We start from the raw sequence: 24058 nt of genomic DNA, 5'->3' as shown, positions 1-24058 counted from the left end.
TCAAACTATTTTTAGAGTTATTCACAGAAATCGAGAAGCGCTTCACTAGGTAGTGAGGCGAATATTTTTGTAGATAAGGTATGGAAACTTCTTTTGATAGCGGTTGCAAGTTTCTAAGAAAGACTTTTGAATTCATTTATTATGAGGAGGAGTACTATGAAGAAGAGACAAAAAAGCATTGGGAAAATTATTTTTTTTGCATTAATATCACTAGTGTTATTACCTGTAGCAATTATGTTAATGAGCTCATACAAAATTAATATGGATTTATTACAAGAGCGCAATGAAGTGACGCAACAAAGTACGACACAAGCAGTAATCACTGAAAAAGACATGTTATTAACGATGATGGAGACTCGTTTAAGTGAAATTTCTACTTTACCAGTGTTTCAAGAAGAGTTTGATTTAGCTGAGATTCATAGCGTATTAGAGTTAGTAACCCGTGGTGATGGAAATATTAAAGGAATGAACTTTGCAACATCTGATGATCGGTTTACTTCTTTAAATAATTTACCGAGTGATTTTGTTCCTAGCTCACGTCCATGGTATCAGTTGGCGATAGAAAATCAGGGAGAAATTGGTTGGACAACACCATACAAAGATGCTGCTTCAAATGATTATTTAACGACAGCTTCTAAACTAATTAAAAATAAAGATGGTGATTGGGGCGTTCTGACTATCAATATTTCTTTTGAGAAAATTGGGCAGTTATTACAGAAATTAACAGTTGGACGAACGGGTTCGATTACTCTGGTTTCAACGAATGGTATTATTGTGGCAGATGCAAATCCAGAAAAAGTTGGAAAAGATATTTCTAAAACGGCTCTATTTTCAGCATTGCTTGAACATAAGGAAGCCCAAGGACTAGTTGAAGTGAAAACAAAGGAACCTGAATATCCAGAAGTAGCCAATGTTTATTTCAATAAAGGCAAAGAAGGAAATCAAACATTTGCGTTTGCATCGATTATGGATAATGAGTACAAAATCGAAACCAATGCGTTATTGACTTCTTCAGCAATTGTGGCAATAGCTTTATTAATTTTAGTTGGTTTCTTTGCATTTATTGTACAAAAACTTGTCAAAGAGATTATTTCAATTTTTGAATCATATTTCAATGGTATGAAGGTTGGAACCTATCAAAAAATTAAAAAAACAACACAAGGTACGGAGAAAGGTTTCAGTCTGAAAACTAGAGCAAAACGTTATGTTTATCCAGATGAACAAGGAACAGAAATTCATCGCATGGCTGCCAATTTCAATGAAATGATTGATGGTATCGAGAACATAACTGTACAATCACAAAAACAAAGCGAACAAGTTGCAGAAATGGCGGATGCATTACTTGAGTTAGCTCAACAGACCACTTTAGCAACAGGCGAAGTTACGGACACTATCACTGGCGTAGCTGAAGTAACCGGCACACAAGCGCAAGAAACAGAATATAGTGTTAGCCAAATGCAACAACTATCAGATGTTATTCGAGAACTAACTGCCAATGTCATTGCATTAAATAATCAATCACAAGATGCCAATTCAAGCAATCAACAAAGCATGGAAGTGATGGATGCAGTAAATTCTAGTTGGAAACAAGAAATGGAACAAATGAGTGAATTAGTTACGGGAATGAGTAGTATGAATCAAAGTATCCAAGCGATCAATCAAATCATTAATGTAATCAACGATATTTCGTATCAAACGAATTTATTAGCTTTAAACGCATCGATTGAAGCAGCACGTGCAGGTGAATCAGGCAAGGGTTTTGCGGTTGTTGCTGCTGAAATTCGCCAATTGGCAGAACAAAGCAAAAGTTCGACCAAAGAAATTGAAACGATTATTAGCACTATTCAAGGAAAATCGAATCAAATGGTTGAAAAAGTCTCTCGTTCATTAGAAGGTGGAGAAAATCAAACACGCTTGATTCATCAAGCTATTACCTCAGCACAAGATGTGTTGGAACGCACTTCAGCAATGGCTAACAATATTCATGAGATTGAAGTATCCAATGATCGGATTGTCACAATTCAAAGCGGTGTGTTGGGGAATTTAGAAAGCATCTCTGCTTCAACAGAAGAAAATGCAGCAGGAACGCAAGAAGTGTCAGCCAATGCCGAAGAAGTTTTGGCAACAATGGAAGAGTTTGTTGGTCACGTGAGAGACTTACAAAGCATTGCTACTGATTTAAAACGAATGATGTCTTCGTTAAGGTTTGTCAAAGAAGATTAATCAGACAAGCATAGCCAAATGATGGAATATAACAAGAAGAGTTTGGAAAAATGGGAGCTAACTTCTAATAAAAGAGTAGCATAGTTCTCATGTATTGCTCTCCAAAGATATTTTTTGCAGATAGAATAGAAAAAGTCAGAACAAAAGTGCAAATTTTTGTTCTGACTTTTCATTTTAGGACGACTAAAAGCGGTGTAATTGAACTATATCTGATCTTTTCATCTAATAACGGAAAAATAACCTGTCTTTCAATTACTCCAGTCATCTTTTTTACAGTTATAGAAACTCCTTGTAAAGTATTGTATGATAAAGAAGAAATAAAAGGAGGGGAAACGATGCCTACGATTAAGGATGTTGCAAACTATACAGGTGTTAGTCCAACAACTGTCTCTAATGTCATTCACGGACGAACTACTAAAGTATCTGCAGAAACGAAATTAAAGGTGGAGCAAGCTTTAAAAGAACTAAAGTATCATTCGAATATGGCTGGACGTTTATTAGCAAAAAATGGCTCACGAATCATTGGTGTGATTTTCCAAGATGACCGTGCGATTTCTACGCATACGTATGACAATCCTTATTTAGGTGAATTCATACAAGCTGTGGAAACTGCAATTAGAGAAGCTGGTTATTTTATGATGTTTCAACGTGTCTCTTCTGTTGATGATGGCGTAAAGTTAGTACAGATGTGGGATTTAGAAGGTGTTGTTTTATCGGGAACATCGCCTAAAGATTTAAGTGAATGGACGAATAGCTTAAAGATTCCAATTGTCTTTTTAGATATGTATCCCCAAAAAGAGGCAGATATTTTAAACATTGGGGTGGATGATTTACAAGCAAGTTATGAAATGACTCACTATTTAGTTTCTAAAGGGCATCAAGAAATTGCTTTTATCGCATTTGGCAAATCATTTGAGGATTGGATAGGCGTTGATGAAAAACGGGCACAAGGGGTTAAAAAAGCTTTAGCAGAGCATCAATTAAAACCCAATTATTTCAGTGCGCCGAATAGTGAAGAAGCATTTGCAGTATTTATTCAGGCATTTGCCAAAAAACATGCAGGTCATATTACCGCATTATTTTTTGCTTCAGACTTAATGGCAGTACGAGCGCAGTCAGTGCTATCCAATCATGGTTGGCATATTCCGGACGACTTTTCGATTGCGGGTTTCGATGGAACGTTATTAGCAAAACTAGCTACGCCACAAATTACGACAGTTTATCAAAATATCTTGCAAAAAGCTGAAAAGGGCATTCAATTATTATTAGCTGATATTAGAGGACAACAACTTACGAAACGCACCATTCAAATAACAACGACATTTATCGAGGGACAATCAGTCAAAAAAATAAAATGAAAGCGTTGACTATTACGAAGATACACTGTATAGTGTTAGCATATGGTGTTTCGAAACACCTAAATCAATCTCCAAATCCAGAATAAAAGTGATTTCTTTTATTCTGGTAAAAAAATAACAATTAGTGTTACGTAACACCTGTGTGAAATACAAACATCAATTAATAAATTAAATCGTAAATGATACAACAGTTTAGGAGGAAAAAAGTATGAATAAGCATTGGTGGCAAGAAGTCGTAGTATATCAAATTTATCCACGTAGTTTTAACGATAGTAATGGTGATGGAATTGGTGATTTACGAGGGATTATTGAAAAACTTGATTACCTAGAAAAATTAGGAATTGGTGCGATTTGGTTATCACCCGTTTATCAATCACCGAATGACGACAATGGTTATGATATTTCAGATTATGAAGCCATTATGGATGAATTTGGCGCGATGGCAGATATGGATGAACTATTAGTTGAAGCTAATAAGCGTAAGATTAAAATTGTGATGGATTTAGTTGTAAATCATACTTCTGATGAACATGCTTGGTTTGTGGAAGCCAAAAAAGGCAAAGATAATCCGTATCGTGATTATTATGTCTGGGCTGATCCAGTGAATGGAGAGGCACCAAATGATTTGCGTTCAGCATTTTCAGGTTCAGCATGGGAATTTGATGACGCCAGTGGGCAATATTACTTACATCTTTTCAGCAAAAAACAACCTGACTTAAATTGGGAAAAATCAGAAGTTCGTCAAGCTGTTTATGATATGATGAATTTCTGGATTGATAAAGGAATTGGCGGTTTCCGGATGGATGTGATTGACTTAGTAGGGAAATTGCCATTACAAGGAATTACAGGTAATGGACCACATTTACATGACTATTTGCAAGAGATGAATCAAGCGACATTTGGAAATCATGATTTATTAACAGTAGGTGAAACGTGGGGAGCTACTCCTGAAATTGCCAAATTATATTCTCATCCAGAACGACATGAATTATCTATGGTTTTCCAATTTGAACATATTGGTTTGGATCAGCAACCTGGAAAATCAAAATGGGATTTAAAACCGATTGATATTGCGGAATTAAAAACAGTCTTAGCTAAATGGCAAACTGAGTTAGGGAATGAAGGTTGGAATTCGTTATTTTGGAACAACCATGATTTACCACGAATGATTTCACGCTGGGGAAATGATGGAGAGTACCGTGTGCAAAGTGCTAAAATGTTGGCTATTTTATTGCACATGATGAAAGGAACACCGTATATTTACCAAGGTGAAGAAATTGGGATGACCAATACGCCAATTACGGATATTTCTCAAGCGGAGGATATTGAAACTGTTAATTTATATCATGAACGCTTGGCTGAAGGCTATACACAAGAAGAAATTTTAATGTCAATCAATGCTAAAGGACGGGATAATGCACGTCGACCAATTGCTTGGGATGATTCTACCAATGGTGGTTTTACCTCGGGAACACCGTGGTTAGCCTTGAATGATAATTACAAAGAAATCAATGTTGAAGCTGCCTTGGCTGATCCAACTTCGATTTTCTACACGTACCAAGAGTTAGTCCAATTACGCAAAGATCATCCGATTATGGTTTGGGGAGATTTTGAATTAGTGGATACGGTTGCTGAAGTGTTTAGCTATTACCGAACTTATGAAGCTGAACGATGGTTAGTTGTGACAAACTTTTCGAATGAACCACAACCATTCACAATAGATGATGAATTGGTCGCAACAGTGATTTGTAATGATGAACCAGTGACTACCTTAAAAGAATTGACATTAAAACCATGGCAAGCATTTGTTGTGAAAGTAAATTAAAAAATTGCGCTTCCTTAACAGGAGGCGCAATTTTTTTGTGACAGATTTTAAAGGTTTGTTTTAAGAATGAATATGTTGGAAATTAAAAGCAGCACCAATTAGATTGGCATTATTTTGATACTCACAAGCGCATACTTCCGGCATAATGGAAGGAACGCCTGATTCTGTTAATAAGGCAAGCAAACGATCTTTAACCTCTACTGTAACTTCTGGTCGAGCGGAAATACCGCCACCGATAATCACCATTGCTGGATCAATCGATACTTGAATGTTATACAGAGCTTCAGCGATATTTTGATACATGTTATTCAAAGCCGCAATCGCTTGTTCATCGCCTGCATCTTTGCGTTCAAATAATTCTTTTCCAGTAATCAGGGTGCCAATTTTTTCAGAGAAGCGCGCAGCTGTATTCACTGCTGTTCCGTTGTAACTTAATGTATTGCCATTGCGATTTTGCATTAAACCAAATTCGCCACCAAATAGATGTGCCCCTTTATACAATTTACCATTGATGAAAATGGCGCCACCTACACCTGTACCAATGACGACAAAGACGGCATGTTGTACTTCCTGGCCGGCACCAATTTCGATCTCACAAATGCCTGCACAATTCGCATCGTTTTCAATTGCGACAGGTAAACCTAGATAAGCTTCTAACTCATCAAAAATTGGGCGTTCATGAATATAAGGAACAGCGCTGATTCCATCAATACGACGTTCAGCCACATTGACCGCACCAGGTGAGCTGATGGCTACGCCTGTGATGGTTGTTTCGTAAGCATCAATGACGGTTTTTAATTGACTTTGTAGTTCTTCAAACGTACCAGGGGTGGGAAATTGGTTGATATGATGCAATGTTTCTTGATTCCATAAGCCATATTTTACGGCTGAGCCGCCAATATCAAAGACTGCAATACTCATATTTTTTCTCCTTTAAAAACCATTATTTTCCGCTAATTGTTTATACCAAATACCACTTTTTTTCAAACTACGGGCAAAATTATTCTCTAAATCCACACGATAAAAACCATAACGATTACGATAGCCATTTAACCATGACCAACAATCAACAAAGGTCCATGTATGATAGCCAAAGCAATTGCTTCCTTCTGCAATCCCTTGATGAAGATATTCTAAATGTTCTTGCATAAATTCAATGCGATAATCATCTTGAATCATACCATTTTCCATAAAACGTTCTTCATCGGCTACGCCCATACCATTTTCGCTGACATACCAAGGTAGGTTGTTGTAGTCATTTTTCATCATAAGAGCGACATCGTAAAGTGCTTTTGGATAAATTTCCCAGCCACGATAAGGATTAATTTTCTTTTCTGGCCAATCGTAATGTCCGTATAAATCACTCGGCATTTTTGCTGGGAAGGCAGGATTTTCTGGAGCTTGTACACGTCGTGGTTGATAATAATTCAACCCAATAAAATCAACTGTATTCTCTTTTAAAACTGGTTTATCGGTTGGTTGAGTGACAGGTGTTAACTCATGTTCTTTAATCAATGTAATTAATTCTGCTGGAATTTCGCCATGAATAGCAGGGTCAAGGAAACTACGCGTATTTAATAAATCAGAAGCCTCTTTTGCTTGTAAATCTTCTTTAGAATCACTGCGCGCATAGGCTGGCGAAATATTTAAAATCAAGCCAATTTGTCCGTCAGGTAACACTTCTCGAAAAGCTTTCACAGCATAGGCATGCGCCATTAATGTGTGGTAACCTACTTGTACTGCTTTCTTGAAATCAACAATTGCTGGGTAATGAAATTCAAATAAATATCCACATTCAATATGCACAAGTGGTTCGTTAAAGGTTGTCCATTTTTTGACAATATCGCCAAATAATTCAAAGGCTGTTTTTGCATAAAAGGCAAAAGCATCGACGGATTCACGTATTTCCCAGCCGCCTTTTTCCATTAACCACATAGGCATATCAAAATGGAACAAATTAACAATTGGTTCTACACCATAGCGAATCATTTCTTGGAAATACTCACGATAAAAAGCCACCGCTTCATCGTTAACCGTTTTTCCATCAGGAAGCAGACGGGTCCAGGCAATTGACGTACGCAGGGAATTTAACCCGATCTCTTGCATTCGTTGACAATCTTCTTTATAAAGCTCATACATATTAGATGTATCGGCAGGACCTTGATTGTCGTTGAATTTTTCAGGATTCGTTTGGTACCAATAATCCCATGTCGAAGCTGACTTGCCATTTGTTAAACTATGTCCTTCTGATTGCGGTGCTGAAATGGCGGCACCCCACAAGAAGTTCTCTGGAAATTTTTTCATTTGTTTTCGTCCTCCAAAAAATTAGCGATAGAATCACGCCATAAAATATCATTGTTACATACATAAGTTGTTGCTGTTAAAGGTTCTTTTGCTTGAATTCGTTCAATCATCCGTTTGGCCGCTAATTGACTAATTTCTTTAATAGGTTGTCGTAGGACAGTTAATTTAGGATAAACGATTTCACTTAAATCAAAGTAATCGAAGCTGGCAAAAGAAATATCTGTGCCAATTTGTTGGTCACTTTCATATAGTGCTTGTAAAGCACCGAGAGCCATTTTGTAATTACACACAAAGACGGCAGAAACATCCTGTGTCAATAATTGCTGCATGTTTTGATAACCACTTGCTTTCGAATAATCACCAAAATAAATGGTCGCTGTTACTTGAGGGTGCTTGTTCACTGCTTCTTGAATACCTGTGAGGCGTTCTTTGGCGATAATATCTTGTTGGGGTGCAGCAATGATACCAATATGTTGATGTCCATAGGCGATAATCTTCTCCATCACGGCTTGAGTACTTTGTCGATTATCCATCACAATCGAATCTACATTATCTAAAGACAGAGGGATATTAATCGAAGCAACAGGAATAGTCAAAGCTTTGATATATTGCTGGTCAAGTGTCGTTGGCTCAATTTCAAACAATAAAAGTCCATCAATTTGTCGTGCCATTAGGAAATCTAATTTTTCTTTTAAACGACTGGCATCATCTCGTAAAGCACTGACAACAATACTGTATCCTAACTTTTCTAGCTCATCTGAAACGGTCGCAATAAAGGTCGCAGAAAATTGATTTTGGACATGATTCATTAATAATCCAATCGAACGAGTTTGTTTATTTTTGAGTCCCCGTGCCAAAAAGTTCTCTTGATAATTTAGTGTTTTGATAGCAGTTGCAATTTTTTCCATATTTGTCGGTTTTAATTGATGCCCATTTAAATAACGCGAAACACTACCTACCGACACACCAGCATGAGCCGCCACTTCTTGAATTGTTGCCATACCATTCCTCCATTCTGCTCTATTTTTGAATCGATTCAAAAATAGATTAGCATAAATAAAAATAAATGAAAACCCTTTTTTCAAAACATTGTAAAATTTTTGTAGTTATTCAAGAATTTAATTTACCTATTGACTTTAGGAAAACAATTCTGATATATTCATTACAACTTCATAAATAAACACTGTGAGAAAGAAAGTAGTGAATTCGTTTTTTTCGTTAGAGAGTCTCGGTAGCTGAAAAGAGATAAAAAAATAGATTCAACGAAAATGGCTTTTGAGTGGATTTTCTGAATAGTTAAGAAGATACGGTTTGCTCCGTTAAGCAGCAACAGTCTCCACGAATTGTGGGTACTGATGAAGGTAGTATTTGTGAGAATACTACGTTATAAGGTGGTAACGCAGAGTAATGCCCTTAGATGTCTTAGGATGTCTAAGGGCTTTTTTTTATAAAATAAAAGGAGAGATATAATTATGACTATTCCATTTCGTTGGGATCAAGTAGGAAGTTTCTTACGTCCAGAAGAATTAAAAGTAGCACGCGCAGCCTTTAAAGAGGGAACTATTACGAAAGAAGAATTGACTGCAGTGGAAGACAAGGCGATTATTGCATTGATTGAAAAGCAAAAAGAAGTAGGCTTACAAGCAGTTACAGATGGCGAATTTCGTCGTCGCTGGTGGCATCTTGATTTTATTGCGGGGTTGAATGGTATTACCGTCTATGATTTTGAAACCACTGCTTTTGGTTTAAAAACCGAAGCACAAGGTACCTATGTGAGTGGCAAATTATCTTTTGATTTAGCGCATCCATTTTTGGATCACTTCCGCTTCACAAAAGAACATGCTGGTGATGCAGTTGCCAAACAAACGATTCCTGGACCGAATATGATTTTTCTCGATTCATTTATTTTATCGAAACAATACAATGAAAATCCAGTCTATGAAACCAAAGAAGCCTTTATTGAAGATTTAATTGCAACCTATCGTGAGGTTATTCAAGGATTTTATGATGCAGGTTGTCGTTATTTACAATTAGATGACACTAGTTGGGGCGGATTATTCGATGATCGTTTCCGTGGTTTGATTGCCAATAATGGCTATAATCCAGACGAGCTGATTCAAGAATTTGGAGATATTACTGAAGCTGTGTTAGAAGGCAAACCGGATGATTTAGCAGTTACATTCCACTTTTGTAAAGGGAATTTTCAGTCTCACTGGTTGTATAATGGCTCTTATGATAAGATTGCGAAGCGACTATTATCAATTGAAGCATTTGCAGGCTTTTTCTTGGAATTTGATGATGAACGTTCAGGTAGTTTTGAACCATTACAAAATATCAAAGACCAACGTATTGTTTTAGGTTTAGTGACAACGAAAACACCAGAATTAGAAGACAAAGTAGTCTTAAAAGCACGAATTAAAGAAGCAAGTCAATATGTACCGTTAAATCAATTATGTTTAAGTCCGCAATGTGGTTTTTCTTCTACTCATGAAGGAAACAACGTGAGTGAAGACGATCAATGGAAAAAATTCGCATTAATTATTGAAACAGCTAAGGAAGTATGGGGCGACCAATAGTTGCTCTATCGAAAAATAGGAGGAATAAAATTATGGCAGAAGTAGAAAGTTTCACCCTAGATCATACAAAGGTAAAAGCACCTTATGTGCGTTTAATTGCAGAAGAACATGGTACTAAAGGCGATGTTATTGCGAATTATGATTTGCGCTTTTTGCAACCAAATGAAAAAGAAATGCCAACAGGAACCATTCATACATTAGAACATTTGTTAGCTGACTTATTGCGTGACCGATTGGAAGGAATTATTGATATTTCGCCATTCGGTTGCCGTACAGGTTTCCATTTAATTACATGGGGTGTACCAAGTGCTACTGAAGTTGCGAAAGCATTAACGGAAGTATTAACGATTATTGTGAATGAAACAAAATTTGAAGATATTCAAGGCGTATCTGAAAAAGAATGTGGAAATTATCGTGACCATTCGTTATTTGGTGCAAAAGAATATGCCAAATTGGTAATAGAACAAGGCATTAGTGATGATGCGTTTGAGCGCAATGTAGTTAAATAAAAGCTCATGTCATTCCCTTGGGAAAACGAGGCAATGGGTAGGTAGCAGCAAGGGATTTTTTTAGCTGAAATACAACAATGTGACGCATATTGTTGAGGAGGATGACAGGTGGGATATTTTTCAGAATTAGTTGATAAAGTTGTTTTAGTCATTGGAAGTAAACAAGGCATTGGCGAAGCTGTCGTAGCAACCTTTTTAAAAGAAGGCGCGCGGGTAATTTCTGCGGATATTGGCTTTGAAGAAGAGCAATTGACAAAAATAAACGAGCAGCTTTACCATGTACATTTAGATATTAGTCAAGAATCTGCGCTTCAAAACCTTGTGGAACAATTAGAGAATGACCAAGTGATTCCCGAGGTATTTGTGGATGTAGCTGGAATTTCCACCATGGATTTTCTAACTGAAAGTAAAACTTCTGATTTTGATAAGGTACTCGCTGTTAATACTCGAGGTGCTTATTTAAGTAGTAAATATATTGCTAAATTAATGCAAAAACATCAGAAAAAAGGGCGCATTCTTTTTATTGCCTCGCAAGCAGGAAAAAATGGGTATCGAGGGATGTCAGCTTATGTTGCTTCTAAACATGCCGTATTGGGCTTGTGTAAAACCTTAGCATTAGAAGTAGCCAATCAAGGAATCTTAGTTAATGCTGTTTGTCCAGGAATTATTGAAACACCGATGAAACATCGTGAGCGCATTGAAGGAGGAGCCATTCGTGGCATGACAGCACAAGAGGTTCTTGAAGAAGACAATAGTCAAGTACCTCTAGGACGGACAGGTACGCCACAAGATGTCGCCAATGTTGTTTTATTCTTGGCAAGCCCGTTAGCTAGTTATATGACAGGGCAAGCAGTAAATGTAACAGGCGGTATGACAATGAATTAAAGGAGCGAATCAAATGAAAAAATGGTTAAGTGGTTTATTGATAGCAAGTGTCCTTTTGCTAGGGGCTTGTGGCAATCAAGAAAAAACAGAAGAAACTAAAGAAGCGTCAAAAGAAGAAACAATTCGAATTGCTTCAGTTGGACCAGATGCAGAAATTTGGCGCTTTATTGCAGAATCAGATGCGGCGAAAGAAGCGGGAATTAAACTTGAAGTGCAAGACATAACAGGTGGCGCAATTACCAATAATGCCGTTGCGGATGGTGATGCTGATGCGAATGCCTTTCAATCGATTGGTTATCTTGAAAGCTTTAACGCAGAAAGTCCCGTTAAACTCGTTCCTGTAGCAACAACCTATATTGAACCAATGGGAATTTATTCCAATAAATTCAAATCTGTAGAAGAAATTACAGATGGTGCTACGGTTGCGCTAGCTGACAATCCATCAAATACGACACGAGGTTTACGTGTATTAGAATCAGCTGGTTTGATTAAACTAAAAGATGATTTTGATGATGGAATTGGTACGCCAGATGATGTGGTCGAAAATCCTAAAAACTTAGAATTTACATTAATTGATGATTTGACTGGTCCGCGTGTGTTACCGGATGTTGATTTAGTGTTAATTAGCAATACGATTGCTTTTGAAGGCGGTCTAAATGTGTTGGAAGATTCTATTTATCGTGAAGAAGCCGATGCAACCACCCGTAAAAGTATCAATATTATTGCCGTTAAAGAAGATCGGGCAGATGAAGAAGCACTCCAAAAATTAGGCGAATTGTACCATGATCCAAAAGTGCAAGAATTTGTAGCTGAAAAATTTGATGGAACAAAAGTAGAAGTCGATGAACCAGTCAGCGATGTATGGGAGGACTAAAGTGAAAATTGCAGTTGTTGCCGCAATGGAAGAAGAGTTGGCACCATTTCGGGCGAACTTTGCTACAACCGTTGTTTGGCGTAAAGGAAAAACCGTTATTGAACAAGTGAATGAGTCATTGTACCTAGTGGAATCAGGCATTGGCAAAACCAATGCTGCTGCTACGGCGGCTTGGCTTTGTGAAAAAATTCAACCAGATGTAATTATTAATACAGGAACAACGGGTTCTTTTCGTTCCGATTTTGCATTAGGTGATGTCGTCTATACGGACAAATTTGTTTATAGTGATGTTGATGCAACCGGATTTAACTATGCGTTTGGTCAAGTACCACAAATGCCAGCTGATTATCCTGTGGCTGAAGAATGGTTAGCTAAGATTGAAGAAGCGCTCAAAGATGGTGCAATTACTGCGCATTTAGGAACGATTGTGACGTCAGATTCTTTCATGAGTGATACGCAATCTATTGCGGCTATCCGCCAAGTCTTTCCAACGATTGCTGCTTCAGATATGGAAAGTTGCTCTTTAGCTCAAGTAGCAAGTTTTTATGAGATTCCAATTGTCAATGTGCGTGGGATTTCCGACCATGTGGGGGATGCAGCACCCGATACATTTGACGATACGCTAGATCATGCCGCAGAGCAAGCCTTTCAAGCAGTGAAGATTCTTTTAGAACAATGGGGATAAAAAAACTGGTGTCGATTGGCACCAGTTTTTTTAATAGTGGCAAGTGGACAATTTTTCTAACGCGTGTTAGACTAACGTGTGATTAGAAAGGATGATTGTCATGTTTTACCAATCCTATTTAAAATTTATCAGAAAAGCAGCTCTTAACAAGTGAAGATGAAGCATTGTTAAGAGCACGCGTTAGATACTTCATCAAAAAGGACGAGGTTTATTTGTGGTGTCCTTTTTGATGAGTGATAGATAAAGCCGTGGACAATGCGTCTACGGCTGTTTGTTTGTACAGATAAAGAAATGGAGAGAAAAAATGCTAAGTTTAATTAACATTACCCAACAATTTGGAGATAAAATTTTATATGAAAATTTGAATCTACAAGTCAATAAAGGCGAACATGTCGGTTTAATCGGACAAAATGGTGCCGGAAAGTCGACGTTAATCAAGATTATTACAGGAGAACAATTACCCGATGATGGACGTGTAGAAATTGCGAAAAACTGTCATATGGGGTATTTAGATCAATATGTTCGAGTGAACGAAACGTTAACGATTGAAGAATTTCTGAAAACAGCTTTCCAGAAAGAATTAGATATTGAGCAAGAAATTACCGAATTGTATACAACCTATAGTGAAACGTTGGAAGATAAACTATTAGAACGCGCGGGTCGTCTGCAAACACAACTCGATCAAGGAGAATTCTATCAAATGAACACCTTGATTCAAGAGATGGCAACTGGTTTAGGCATTGATGTGTTGGGTTTAGATAGTTTATTAAAGAATTTAAGTGGTGGACAACGATCAAAAGTTATTTTAGCCAAATTGTTATTGGAAAAACCCGATATGTTGGTTTTAGACGAACCAACGAACCATTTGGATGACACCCATGTGCAATGGTTGACTGATTTTTTGAAAAGCTTTAATGGGACCTTCCTTGTGATTTCACATGACCGAGCTTTTCTAAATGATATTACAACTCATATTGCGGATATCGAATTCGGACAATTAACTAAATATACAGGAAATTTAACAAAAGCGTTGAAACAAAAAGAAGCGAATCGAGAAAGTTATTTACGCCAATACGAATCGCAAAAACGTCATATAGAAAAAACCGAAGCATATATTCGTAAATATAAAGCTGGGTCACGTTCAACAATGGCAAAAAGTCGTGAGAAGCAATTAGATAAAATTGAGCGTTTAACCCCACCAAGTGATACGGCGAAACCAAATTTTCAGTTTCCTTATAAACCTATTGTCAGTACCTTAGCATTAACCACAGATGCGTTAGTGGTAGGCTATGATAAGCCATTGTTAAATCCGATTAATTTAACTATTCGTTATGGAGAAAAGATTGCGATTCGTGGTTTTAATGGTATTGGAAAGTCCACTTTATTGAAAACACTGATTGGCGAAATTCCAGCTATTTCTGGAGAGTACCATTTCCCAGCCAATACGAAAATTAATTATTTTTCTCAAGAATTGGTTTGGGAATCTCCCTTAGAAACACCTCTGCAATACCTAGGTAATTTATACGAAAAAGCAACAGTTAAAGATTTAAGACGCCAATTATCAAGAGCTGGGCTGGTTAATCAACTGGCTCAAGAACCATTGAAAATGTTAAGTGGTGGAGAGCAAACCAAAGTAAAATTAGCACAAATGACCATGACAGAAGGCAATTTATTGATTTTGGATGAGCCGACCAATCATATCGATCAAGAAACGAAAGAAAGCTTACAAAAAAGTTTGGCAGAATATGAAGGAACCGTTATTGTGGTATCTCATGAACAAGATTTTTATGAAAATTTTGTAGAACGTGTCATTGAAATCGAGGGATAAGCAAATGTTTGAACAATTCAAAGATTTACATTTAACTGTAATGGAGTTACCTGTTGAGGTGCTTGAAGATAGGCCCGTTTATTCAGGTTATCTTAGAGAGCTGCCATTCATTACTGGAGAAGGGAATTCCAAAGTAGAGATGTATCGAAAGTTGATGGAACATTATCAAGAATATGTGGAAAGTCAAGTTGTCGAAGAATCTACCGAGGAAATGACCTCATCGCTATTAAGTGTTGAGCAGTTATTGAAATATTATGATGGTGAAGTATTTGATGGATTTGAGATAGATACCGAGAAATAAATAAGATACATGAGGCGCCTGTTCTGACACAGCGCCTCATTTTTTGTGCATAAATGTTTCATTTAAAAAGTCTTCAATATTTTTTAAATCTTTATTGGATAAAGAGGGATAGACATGGATAACAGGGGAGTGACCCAAGTCAGTGTTTTGGAAAGTACTGATAATTACATCAGATTGGTTTACATTTTCCACAAAAAGCACATTATATCTCAATAAAAAATAACTAATACGTTTTTCCATAAATGAGCGATGTGTATGAGCAATATCCGAATGAACAAATAATTTTACAGTTGGATTAAACGCTTTGGGATCAACCAAGGAGGTGCAAATCAGAAAAAGTTTAAATCTAAGGTAATCGCTACCGTTAAATTGGTTCGATTTTGTCTCTAATTCTTCCCAAAACTGGGTGAATTGCTGTTGATAAAAAGGAAAATCTTCATTGAAACTATTAAAATTAGTAAGACCAAACATACTTAGCAGAAAATTATTCACTAAAAACATGGTGTGAAATAGGATATGTCGGTCTAATGAAGCGGCTAAAGTATCTGTTTCATCTTCTGTTAAGGGACGAAAATATTTTTCAAAGGTAGTCAAACATAAGGCGATATCTTCTTCAAAAATATAGGGCTTTATCGTTTGAAGGACGTTATCGTTTGGGATGAAGTTCGTAGCATACAGCGTCAACAAGAAGAAGTCCCAATCAATTTCAGTCCATTCTGGGAGAAAGTCTGGTCTTTTCGTATTAAAATGATAAGAAGAATGGTAACGCATGGTAGGCTCTTCTAAGGTTACGCCACCATAACGCTTACTATTTTGTGAGATAATCAAAACGAATAATCCCAAAAATTGCTGGTTGTCATCAGTGGGCTCGATGTCCAAATAAGCAAAAACTTGTTTCGTAAGCTGTACATATTTTTCTATTTCTGGAAACCATGTTAAACGATCCAAACGTCGGTGAACCAAGAAGAAATAATATTGATAATTGGAACATATTTTACTGACAGGTCCGGAAAGTGTCATTTTATCGGATAGAAAGATGCGCAATTGTCGTTGGCTTAACAGGTTATTTAAGCGTTGTAAATAGCGAGCAAGCGTTGATTTTGAGATATAATGTTGTTCGCAAAAATCATCTGTAATGACTTCTTTGTTTAAAAATAGTGCCTGATAGATTTTATAACTCAAGTCATCCACAAAAAAATTTTCAACTAAGCGTTGTAGATCAATACCTTGATGGATAAGCTTGATGCCGTAACGTGTATTGATGACAAGTTCAACTTCATTGTTAGGATAGATTTTTTCAAAATCTTCCTTCAATTCTAAACATGTTAAACGTACATTATTTAGAGTGATGTCCCCCAAATCATGCGCTAATTGCTGCATAGATAAAAAGTCCTGCTCATTATCTAAAATTTCAATGATTTCAATTTTTAAAAAGAGTTTCGTTTTTAATCTTTTCATCGCGATTAGCTATTTAATCATTCGAAATACAAACAATAAATAGGCTCAAGCCTCCGTTCTCCACTATAATTATCTGTATTCTAACAAATTTTCATAGAATAAGAAACTATTCATGTGTTGCTGGTAACCCAAAGAAGACTCAGTAAAATTTTCTGAGTCTTCTTTGTAATTATAGGATATATTGAATGCACAAAATACTGAAACCAATGAAGCAAAAGCCGATACCTACCCAGCGAATGATTTTTTTCGTTGGTAAGAAAGGGATACGAGAACGTTTTTGGTGGGTGTTCTTTCTTTTTTTATCCGGCATGATAGGGATGAAAAATGACATTAATAAGAGAATCAAGCCTAATAAGGCGATTCCTAATGCGAGAATGGTCAATTTCGTAATTTCGACGACATTAACGATTTTTGCTAAAAAGGTATGTTGCTCAATATTTTTTTCAATCGGTGATGTCACTTCACGATAAGAAGCCGTAAGAGGAGCGACACTATCTGATATGATAGGTAAAGATTTCGTTAATGTCAGCTGGTTATCTTTTAAAGTAAACGTGGGCTGTTGACCTTTTTTTACAACAGCATACCAATCGTTTTCTACTTGAATCGTCTGTTTATTCAACTCTTGTTGTCCTGCAGAAATGATTTCTTTGTATTCATAATTATCAAATACTTGTTCCGTCAAGGTATTACTGATGGGAAATACGGCTTGTTTACTCTCAGGTCGTAATACGTTACCGACTCCCGTAACCACCGTAATGACACGTAAGCCATTTTGTTTTGCAGTAGTGATGGCGTTGAATCCAGTTGTTGATTGGCTTGTTTTGAGACCATCTGTCCCTTTAAAGGCAAAAGGGCGACTATACAACGAGTCATTATCTGTTTCAAATGTTTCTTCATACAAGGAATCTGGTAAAACCGTAAAAGAAAGTTCTTTGGTTATGTCTAAAATCGAAGAGAATTCACGAATCAAATGATAGACGAGAATGGCTAAATCTTTAGCTGTTGTTAGATTACCTGCATCAAAATCATAGCCTTCTGGTTGGTAATAGCCATTGAATTGAACAGCCGGTATGCCTGTGGCCGTATTGAAAGTCGTTTGCGTCATCCCCAATTCAACCGCTTTATTATTCATCTGGGTGACAAAGCGACCATCTTGCTCTTCTAATAAGTTGGCAAGCATCAACGTAGCGACATTCGATGAAGGCACAACCGCTAATTTCAGTAAATCACGTACAGTATATTCAATTCCTGCAATAATATTGTTGTTGTTTAACGATTGAATTTGACCAATTGCTTCGTCGTTTTGGGTAGCAATGACTTTTTTGTCTAAGCTTAACTCGCCTTGTTGAATGGCTTCTAAAGTTAAATAAATCGTCATTAAATTAGACAGTTCAGCAGCATCAATGCTTTTAGTCGCGTCTTGTTCCCAAAAAATTTGTCCGTTTTCCGCTTCAATAACAATGCCTGTTTCTGGTAAATCTGTTTCGGGAATATTGTAATTATTTTGAGTGACTTGCTCAAGTAACGTCTCTGCAATCACCGGCTTTGTTGTGGTGCATATATAGAAAAAAGCCAATAGACTAAATAGAAATCCGATTTTTTTCGTTTTCAAAATAGTTCTCCTTTGAATGTAGTTGTAACTATTATTTTAGCATAATTTTAGAAAAATGAGTCAACGACACAGTCTAGCGTCATTGACTCAACTGTTTATAAGAATGGCAATATCCAGTTTGCCCAAAGCCAACTAAAAGGCATAACCAAAATCATTGCGGGAATCATATCGGCTGTGGGAAACATTTTGACATGAATCATTCGAAACCCTGTTGCTACCATTAAAAAACCACCACACGCTTTGAAATCTAAAATCATATCGGGCGTTGTTAATGGGAAAATGAGTTTAGCAGCGTAGAATAGCGTACCGAAAATAATTAATTGTGGAATGGCGATGATTGACACTACAAAACCTAAATTACACGCAAAAATGGCCGCAGTAAAAAAATCCAAAATTGATTTAGAAACTAAAATCGCATGGTCTCCAGTCATTCCTGAATCTAAACTACCATAGATGCCGGTTCCACTTGCACAAAACAAGACGATAATCGTAACAAGTGAACGGATAAATTCCTCTTCATCCATCGTTGGCTCTGATGAAAAAAGTCTAGCGATGGGACGCTGCATCAACAGAGCACCTTGATTAATTTTATCGCCAAGTCGACACATCAACCCTAATCCAGTTCCAATCACTAAGGCAAAAATAACTGCTGGCATGTATTTCATCGGTGCAATGGCATAGATCCCCATACCCATCGAACAAACGCCAAAAATCATCGTCAAATTAGTTTTAAATTCCTCACTAAGGTGATGACCAAGTAGTCCGCCAAGAATTCCTCCTAATAAAATTGCACCTGTGTTAATTAACACCCCTATTGGCATTTTCTTCCCTTCTTTCACTCGCTATTGCTTTAGTCTAGCAAATGATTGATGAATTTATCAATAGCAAACTAGAAATTCGAATTTACACTATTTTAACGTTGTTAACAAAATAGCTACAATCTTCACTGACTCTTTTCATAAATTTTGTCGGAAATTAAAAGAGCTTTGTTACGATTGGGTCATCAAATTATGAGGTGAAAAAATGAAAATTTCAAAAAAAATTACACTTTTAGCATTAGCTAGTTCAGCATTAATTCCAATGTTAGCCGCATGTTCTTCTGAAGTAAAAGAAAGTAATGTTTCTGAGGATGATACGTTAGAAACGATTATTGAAAAAGCGAAAGAAGAAGGCGAAATTGCTAGTTTAGGAATGCCAGATACTTGGGCTAACTGGGTTGATACGTGGAATGACTTAAATGAAAAATATGAGTTGAAACATACAGATACCGATATGTCTAGCGCGGAAGAGTTAGCGAAATTTGAGTCAGAGGGTGTAAAAGGAACCGCAGATATTGGCGATGTCGGCATTAGTTTTGGACCATTAGCTGCAAGTAAAGACTTAACGTTGCCTTATAAAACCAGTTATTGGGAAGAAATTCCTGAGTGGGCAAAAGATCAAGACGGGCATTGGTTATTGAGTTATACAGGAACAATCGCCTTTTTAACCGATAAAAATAATGTAAAAGAAGCACCTAAATCTTGGGCAGATTTGGCAAAAGGCGATTATCAAGTAGCTGTTGGCGATGTTACCAAAGCCAATCAAGCACAATTTGCCGTATTAGCGGCAGCAATTGCACAAGGAGGAGACGAAGCTGACATTCAACCAGGCTTAGAGTATTTCCAAGAATTAGCCCAAAATGGTCGCTTGTCTTCAGTAGATGCTAGTGTTGCTAATTTAGAAAAAGGCGAAATTGATGTTACCGTTGTTTGGGATTTTAATGGATTAAATTATCGCGATCAAATTAACGCAGAGCGATTTGAAGTAACGATTCCTACCGATGGTTCAGTAATTAGTGGGTATACCACTATCATTAATAAAAATGCCCCTCATCCAAATGCAGCGAAATTAGCTCGTGAATATATTTTATCCGATGAAGGTCAAATTAATTTAGCCAAAGGGTATGCTCGTCCAATTCGTGAAAATGTAGAATTACCACAAGAAATTGCTGACAAACTATTACCAGCTTCCGCTTACACGTCTGCGCAACCAGTCAAAAACAATGATACATGGGATGAAACAGCAATGTCCTTACCTGAATTGTGGCAAAAGGAGGTTCTTAGCCATGCCAAATAAGGCACTGGAAGAAAAATTAATTTTGATTGTCTTAGATGGCTGTCGTTATGACACTGCGATTGAACAAATGGGTGTGATGAATCATTTTGTTGAACATCAACAAGCGACGTTAATTAAAGTAATAGCGGAAATGCCAAGTAATTCACGTCCATTATACGAAGTTTTAGGAACTGGCGTACCAAGTTATCGTAATGGCATATTGACTAATGGCCATGTGCGCCGCTCACAAGAAATTTCTTTATTTGATTTAGTGAAACAAGCAGGTGGAAAAACCGGAGCTGCTGCGTATTATTGGCAAAGTGAATTATTTAATGAAGCTCCCTATGACATTACCCGTCATCGAATTCAACACGACGAAAATAAAGCTATTCAACATGGTATTTTTTACAGCGAAGATGGGTATCCCGATTCACATGTTTTCGCAGATGCGAACTATCTTATTCAAACATATACCCCTAATTTCATGCTGATTCATTCAATGAATATTGATGATATCGGACATAAATTTACAGCAGATTCAAGAGAATATGCTGCTGCGGTTAATCACGTTGATACAATTTTAGGCATGTGTCTACCTGAATGGTTACAACTAGGCTATCAAATTTTAGTCACTGCCGATCATGGGATGGATAATAAAGGATTACACGGTGGTAGTCTAGCAGCTCATCGCGAAGTTCCCTTATTTATTTTTTCAACGAAGTTTCCAGAAAATAGTGGTATTCGCCAAATGAATCAATTGGAAGTAGCACCGCTAATTTGTAATTTATTAGGTATTGAAGCTTCTGATAAAATGCAGATCGGAAACACTAGGGGGCAACAATCATGAAAAAATATGCAGGATTAGTCCCATTAATTAGTTTGTTAGCGGCATTTTTGATTGTGCCGCTGATTTTCATGCTACTAAGTAGTTTTCAAAGTGATCAAACAGGTACATGGACCATGACTAACTATACGGAATTTTTCAGCAACTCGTATTATTATCAAGCATTTTTCAATAGTTTATTAATAACCATGGTCTCTTGTATTTTAGGATTGACTGGTGCAATGGTGTTATGTATTTGCCTGTTACAACTATCTGAAAAAACACAAGAAAAAATCACCTTTGTCTCCAATTTAGCGGCAAATTTTGCGGGTATTCCCTTGGCATTTTCCTTTATTATCTTACTAGGTAATGCCGGGGTAATGAAATTGGTTATGCCGTCTTTACAGGCTTTTGACCTGTATTCATGGTGGGGACTTGGCTTGACCTATGTTTATTTTCAAATTCCCTTAGGCGTGTTATTTCTTTATCCAAGTATGCGTGAATTAAAAAAAGAATGGGCAGAAGTTTCTGCCACTTTAGGCACAACTGCATTTTATTATTGGCGTAAGGTAGCTTTGCCATTTTTACGACCTTCGTTAATCACAACCTTTATTATTCTATTTGCCAACGGAATGGGTACCTATGAAACGGCCTATGCGTTAACAGGAAGCAATGTGAATTTATTGACGGTACGGATTGCCTCATTAGTATCTGGAGATGTTTTTGCGAAACCAAATATGGGGAGTGCATTAGCAGTCTTATTTGGTTTGATGATGATTACATTAATGTCGATTGTTGGACGAAAGGAGAAAAAATGAAAAAATTTCTGGTAACACTAACGTTAAGTTTATTTGCCATTTATTATCTCAGTCCATTGTTAGCAACCTTTTTTTATGCGAGTTCAACTTCATGGGAAAAAAGTATTTTCCCCGATGATTTTACTTTGCAATGGTTTGTTCAATTATTAAGTGATGGGGCGTTTTTAGGGGCAGTTGGTCGTTCACTTCTCTTAGCAACTTTGATGACCGTAATCGTTTTTATTGTTTTAGTCCCAACAATGATTTGGATTCATTTGTACTTTCCACGCTGGGATCAAGCCTTGCAAAAAATTGTTTTATTACCTTATGCCATCCCTGGGGTTATTTTAGTTACTGCATTACTTAGAACCTATTCTAAGTCTAATATACCAATGTTTTTTGTGTTATTAGGGGCGTTGTTTATTTCAATGTTACCAATTGTTTACTTAGGTATTAGTAACCAAATGAAATTGGTTAACATGAAAGAATTAGTAGAAGCTGCTGAAACATTAGGCGTGCCAATGTTTCCAATTATCCGTAGCGTACTTATTCCCAATTTGAAAGTAGGGACAACCTTAGTGTCCCTGATGGTATTTTCTTCGGTATTTGGAGAGTATATGTTAACCAACTTATTGATTGGTGGACGATTTGAAACATTGCGAATTTATATGCTTCGCCGAATGAATGAGAATGGTCATGTGGCGAGTGCTGTGATGATCTTGTATTTTTTATTTTTATTAGTGACAGCGTTTAGTATTTTCTATTTCAATAAAAAACAAACAAAAAAAATAGTGGTGAGAGCAAAAATGGAGGAACCGATTTATGAAAAATTACTTAACCACTCGTAATCTATCCTTATCTTTTGGTGACAAAAAAATTTTAAAAGATATCTCTTTTGATGTTCAAAAAGGCGAGTTCGTTACTTTATTAGGACCAAGTGGTTGTGGAAAATCAACCTTATTACGTTGCATTGCTGGTTTAGAGCAACCACAAGAGGGCATTTTGGAATTAGATGGCGAAGAAATTCAGAATCGTCCCACAAGAGAGCGTGACATTGGTTTTGTTTTTCAGCATTATGCCTTATTTCCAACGATGACTGTTTTTGAGAATGTTGCATTTGGTCTAAAAGCTAGAAAATTAGAAAAAGGAACCATCAATCAACGGGTGTTCCGGCTATTAGATTTAGTACAGTTGACAGAGTTTGCCGATACCAATGTTCAACGCTTATCTGGTGGACAAAAACAACGCGTGGCTTTGGCACGTGCCCTAGCAACTGAACCGAAAATTTTATTACTAGATGAACCATTGAGTGCATTGGATGCCAAAATTCGCAAACAATTGCAAAAAGATTTACGCCATATTCAAAAAGAATTGAATATGACGATGATATTCGTTACACATGATCAAGAAGAAGCGATGTTAATTAGTGATCGAGTTTTTGTTTTAGAAGCAGGTGAAATCGTGCAAGCTTCTTCGCCATTTGAACTCTATACCTCACCAGAAAATCCATTTGTTGCCGAATTCATTGGGAATAATGTAAGTTTCGATTGGGAAGAACTCAATGAATATACGTCTGTTTTTTCAGGGATGGGCAATCGTCATTTGTATTACGTTCGTCCAGAATTAATTGCAACGAGAGAAACCAAAGGCGCTTTCCGTATTCCTGTAAAATTACAAAGTGTGAGTACTTTAGGCAATATTAGACGTTATCGATTTGAAACAAATCGTGGCAAAGAAATTTTGGTTGATCGATTAAATGATTGGCACGACATTCCTGAGACACACTTTTTGTATATTGATCCAGAAGATGTGATTGTGGTTGATGTGCAGCGAGTTGTGAATGAATAAGCTTGAGACACTTACCGTTGTTGGTAGGTGTTTTTTTGGTTACAATGGATTGTAAGAC

At 36.8% G+C, this 24058-nt stretch carries 21 protein-coding genes; 15 read left to right on the top strand and 6 right to left on the bottom strand.

Features of this window, described 5'->3' with window-relative positions; translation table 11 throughout:
- Positions 1 to 156: 156 nt before the first annotated feature.
- The 3 genes from DOK78_RS01210 to DOK78_RS01200 all read left to right on the top strand — a co-directional run bounded on the left by DOK78_RS01210 (position 157) and on the right by DOK78_RS01200 (position 5406).
- The gene (locus DOK78_RS01210; RefSeq protein ID WP_207871839.1) at positions 157 to 2223 is read left to right on the top strand and encodes a methyl-accepting chemotaxis protein; all 2067 of its coding nucleotides are present in this window, start codon (positions 157 to 159) and stop codon (positions 2221 to 2223) included.
- Between the two features lie 335 nt (positions 2224 to 2558).
- Entirely contained in the window at positions 2559 to 3581 is a 1023-nt protein-coding gene (locus DOK78_RS01205; RefSeq protein WP_207871838.1) for a LacI family DNA-binding transcriptional regulator, read from the top strand.
- 208 nt (positions 3582 to 3789) lie between these two features.
- Positions 3790 to 5406, top strand: coding sequence for a glycoside hydrolase family 13 protein (locus DOK78_RS01200; RefSeq protein WP_207871837.1), 1617 nt, complete (start codon positions 3790 to 3792; stop codon positions 5404 to 5406).
- A 60-nt stretch (positions 5407 to 5466) separates the two neighbouring features.
- Here the strand turns inward: DOK78_RS01200 and DOK78_RS01195 are convergent, their stop codons facing one another.
- The 3 genes from DOK78_RS01195 to DOK78_RS01185 are packed head-to-tail and all read right to left on the bottom strand — an operon-like array spanning position 5467 to position 8711.
- Positions 5467 to 6327 (bottom strand): ROK family protein, encoded by an 861-nt coding sequence (locus DOK78_RS01195; RefSeq protein WP_207871836.1) that lies wholly within the window; start codon positions 6325 to 6327, stop codon positions 5467 to 5469.
- 12 nt (positions 6328 to 6339) lie between these two features.
- Positions 6340 to 7710, bottom strand: a complete 1371-nt coding sequence (locus DOK78_RS01190) for a glycoside hydrolase family 1 protein (RefSeq protein WP_207871835.1) — start codon at positions 7708 to 7710, stop codon at positions 6340 to 6342.
- Positions 7707 to 8711 carry a LacI family DNA-binding transcriptional regulator gene (locus DOK78_RS01185; protein ID WP_207871834.1) on the bottom strand — a complete coding sequence of 335 codons (1005 nt, stop codon included), beginning with the start codon at positions 8709 to 8711 and terminating at the stop codon, positions 7707 to 7709. The genes DOK78_RS01190 and DOK78_RS01185 overlap by 4 nt, the downstream gene beginning before the upstream one ends.
- A 468-nt stretch (positions 8712 to 9179) precedes the next feature.
- Between DOK78_RS01185 and DOK78_RS01180 the strand changes: the two genes are divergently transcribed.
- The 7 genes from DOK78_RS01180 to DOK78_RS01150 all read left to right on the top strand — a co-directional run bounded on the left by DOK78_RS01180 (position 9180) and on the right by DOK78_RS01150 (position 15368).
- Complete coding sequence (locus DOK78_RS01180) at positions 9180 to 10286, top strand: 5-methyltetrahydropteroyltriglutamate--homocysteine S-methyltransferase (protein WP_207871849.1); 1107 nt, start codon at positions 9180 to 9182, stop codon at positions 10284 to 10286.
- A 32-nt stretch (positions 10287 to 10318) separates the two neighbouring features.
- On the top strand, positions 10319 to 10795 hold the full coding sequence (locus DOK78_RS01175; protein WP_207871833.1) for an S-ribosylhomocysteine lyase: 477 nt from the start codon (positions 10319 to 10321) through the stop codon (positions 10793 to 10795).
- A gap of 108 nt (positions 10796 to 10903) precedes the next feature.
- Entirely contained in the window at positions 10904 to 11680 is a 777-nt protein-coding gene (locus tag DOK78_RS01170; protein ID WP_207871832.1) for an SDR family oxidoreductase, read from the top strand.
- A gap of 13 nt (positions 11681 to 11693) precedes the next feature.
- Positions 11694 to 12554 carry a MetQ/NlpA family ABC transporter substrate-binding protein gene (locus DOK78_RS01165; protein WP_207871831.1) on the top strand — a complete coding sequence of 287 codons (861 nt, stop codon included), beginning with the start codon at positions 11694 to 11696 and terminating at the stop codon, positions 12552 to 12554.
- Between the two features lies 1 nt (position 12555).
- On the top strand, positions 12556 to 13239 hold the full coding sequence (locus DOK78_RS01160) for a 5'-methylthioadenosine/adenosylhomocysteine nucleosidase (RefSeq protein WP_207871830.1): 684 nt from the start codon (positions 12556 to 12558) through the stop codon (positions 13237 to 13239).
- A 304-nt stretch (positions 13240 to 13543) separates the two neighbouring features.
- On the top strand, positions 13544 to 15067 hold the full coding sequence (locus DOK78_RS01155) for an ABC-F family ATP-binding cassette domain-containing protein (RefSeq protein WP_207871829.1): 1524 nt from the start codon (positions 13544 to 13546) through the stop codon (positions 15065 to 15067).
- A 4-nt stretch (positions 15068 to 15071) separates the two neighbouring features.
- Positions 15072 to 15368 carry a hypothetical protein gene (locus DOK78_RS01150; protein WP_207871828.1) on the top strand — a complete coding sequence of 99 codons (297 nt, stop codon included), beginning with the start codon at positions 15072 to 15074 and terminating at the stop codon, positions 15366 to 15368.
- A gap of 36 nt (positions 15369 to 15404) precedes the next feature.
- On the opposite strand, the gene DOK78_RS01145 is transcribed toward DOK78_RS01150, so the two are convergent.
- The 3 genes from DOK78_RS01145 to DOK78_RS01135 all read right to left on the bottom strand — a co-directional run bounded on the left by DOK78_RS01145 (position 15405) and on the right by DOK78_RS01135 (position 19259).
- The gene (locus DOK78_RS01145; protein ID WP_207871827.1) at positions 15405 to 16826 is read right to left on the bottom strand and encodes a helix-turn-helix domain-containing protein; all 1422 of its coding nucleotides are present in this window, start codon (positions 16824 to 16826) and stop codon (positions 15405 to 15407) included.
- Positions 16827 to 16995: 169 nt separating this feature from the next.
- On the bottom strand, positions 16996 to 18438 hold the full coding sequence (locus DOK78_RS01140) for a DUF1958 domain-containing protein (protein WP_207871826.1): 1443 nt from the start codon (positions 18436 to 18438) through the stop codon (positions 16996 to 16998).
- A gap of 95 nt (positions 18439 to 18533) precedes the next feature.
- The gene (locus tag DOK78_RS01135; RefSeq protein ID WP_207871825.1) at positions 18534 to 19259 is read right to left on the bottom strand and encodes a DUF554 domain-containing protein; all 726 of its coding nucleotides are present in this window, start codon (positions 19257 to 19259) and stop codon (positions 18534 to 18536) included.
- 259 nt (positions 19260 to 19518) lie between these two features.
- Here DOK78_RS01135 and DOK78_RS01130 point away from each other — a divergent pair, with 259 nt between their 5' ends.
- From DOK78_RS01130 to DOK78_RS01110, 5 genes are read left to right on the top strand one after another with little or no spacing between them, the layout of a single operon-like run.
- A complete protein-coding gene (locus tag DOK78_RS01130) occupies positions 19519 to 20553 on the top strand; it encodes an ABC transporter substrate-binding protein (protein ID WP_422389688.1) in 1035 nt (344 codons plus the stop codon).
- Complete coding sequence (locus DOK78_RS01125) at positions 20543 to 21379, top strand: alkaline phosphatase family protein (protein ID WP_207871823.1); 837 nt, start codon at positions 20543 to 20545, stop codon at positions 21377 to 21379. The genes DOK78_RS01130 and DOK78_RS01125 overlap by 11 nt, the downstream gene beginning before the upstream one ends.
- A complete protein-coding gene (locus DOK78_RS01120) occupies positions 21376 to 22173 on the top strand; it encodes an ABC transporter permease (protein WP_207871822.1) in 798 nt (265 codons plus the stop codon). The genes DOK78_RS01125 and DOK78_RS01120 overlap by 4 nt, the downstream gene beginning before the upstream one ends.
- Complete coding sequence (locus DOK78_RS01115; protein ID WP_207871821.1) at positions 22170 to 23000, top strand: ABC transporter permease; 831 nt, start codon at positions 22170 to 22172, stop codon at positions 22998 to 23000. Before DOK78_RS01120 ends, DOK78_RS01115 begins: the two co-directional genes overlap by 4 nt.
- Entirely contained in the window at positions 22975 to 24000 is a 1026-nt protein-coding gene (locus DOK78_RS01110) for an ABC transporter ATP-binding protein (RefSeq protein ID WP_207871820.1), read from the top strand. Before DOK78_RS01115 ends, DOK78_RS01110 begins: the two co-directional genes overlap by 26 nt.
- The last annotated feature ends 58 nt before the right edge of the window (positions 24001 to 24058 follow it).

Origin of the sequence: Enterococcus sp. DIV2402, from assembly GCF_017426705.2 — a bacterium.
Classification (GTDB): domain Bacteria; phylum Bacillota; class Bacilli; order Lactobacillales; family Enterococcaceae; genus Enterococcus_F; species Enterococcus_F lowellii.
This window is presented reverse-complemented; position numbering and strand designations above follow the sequence as displayed.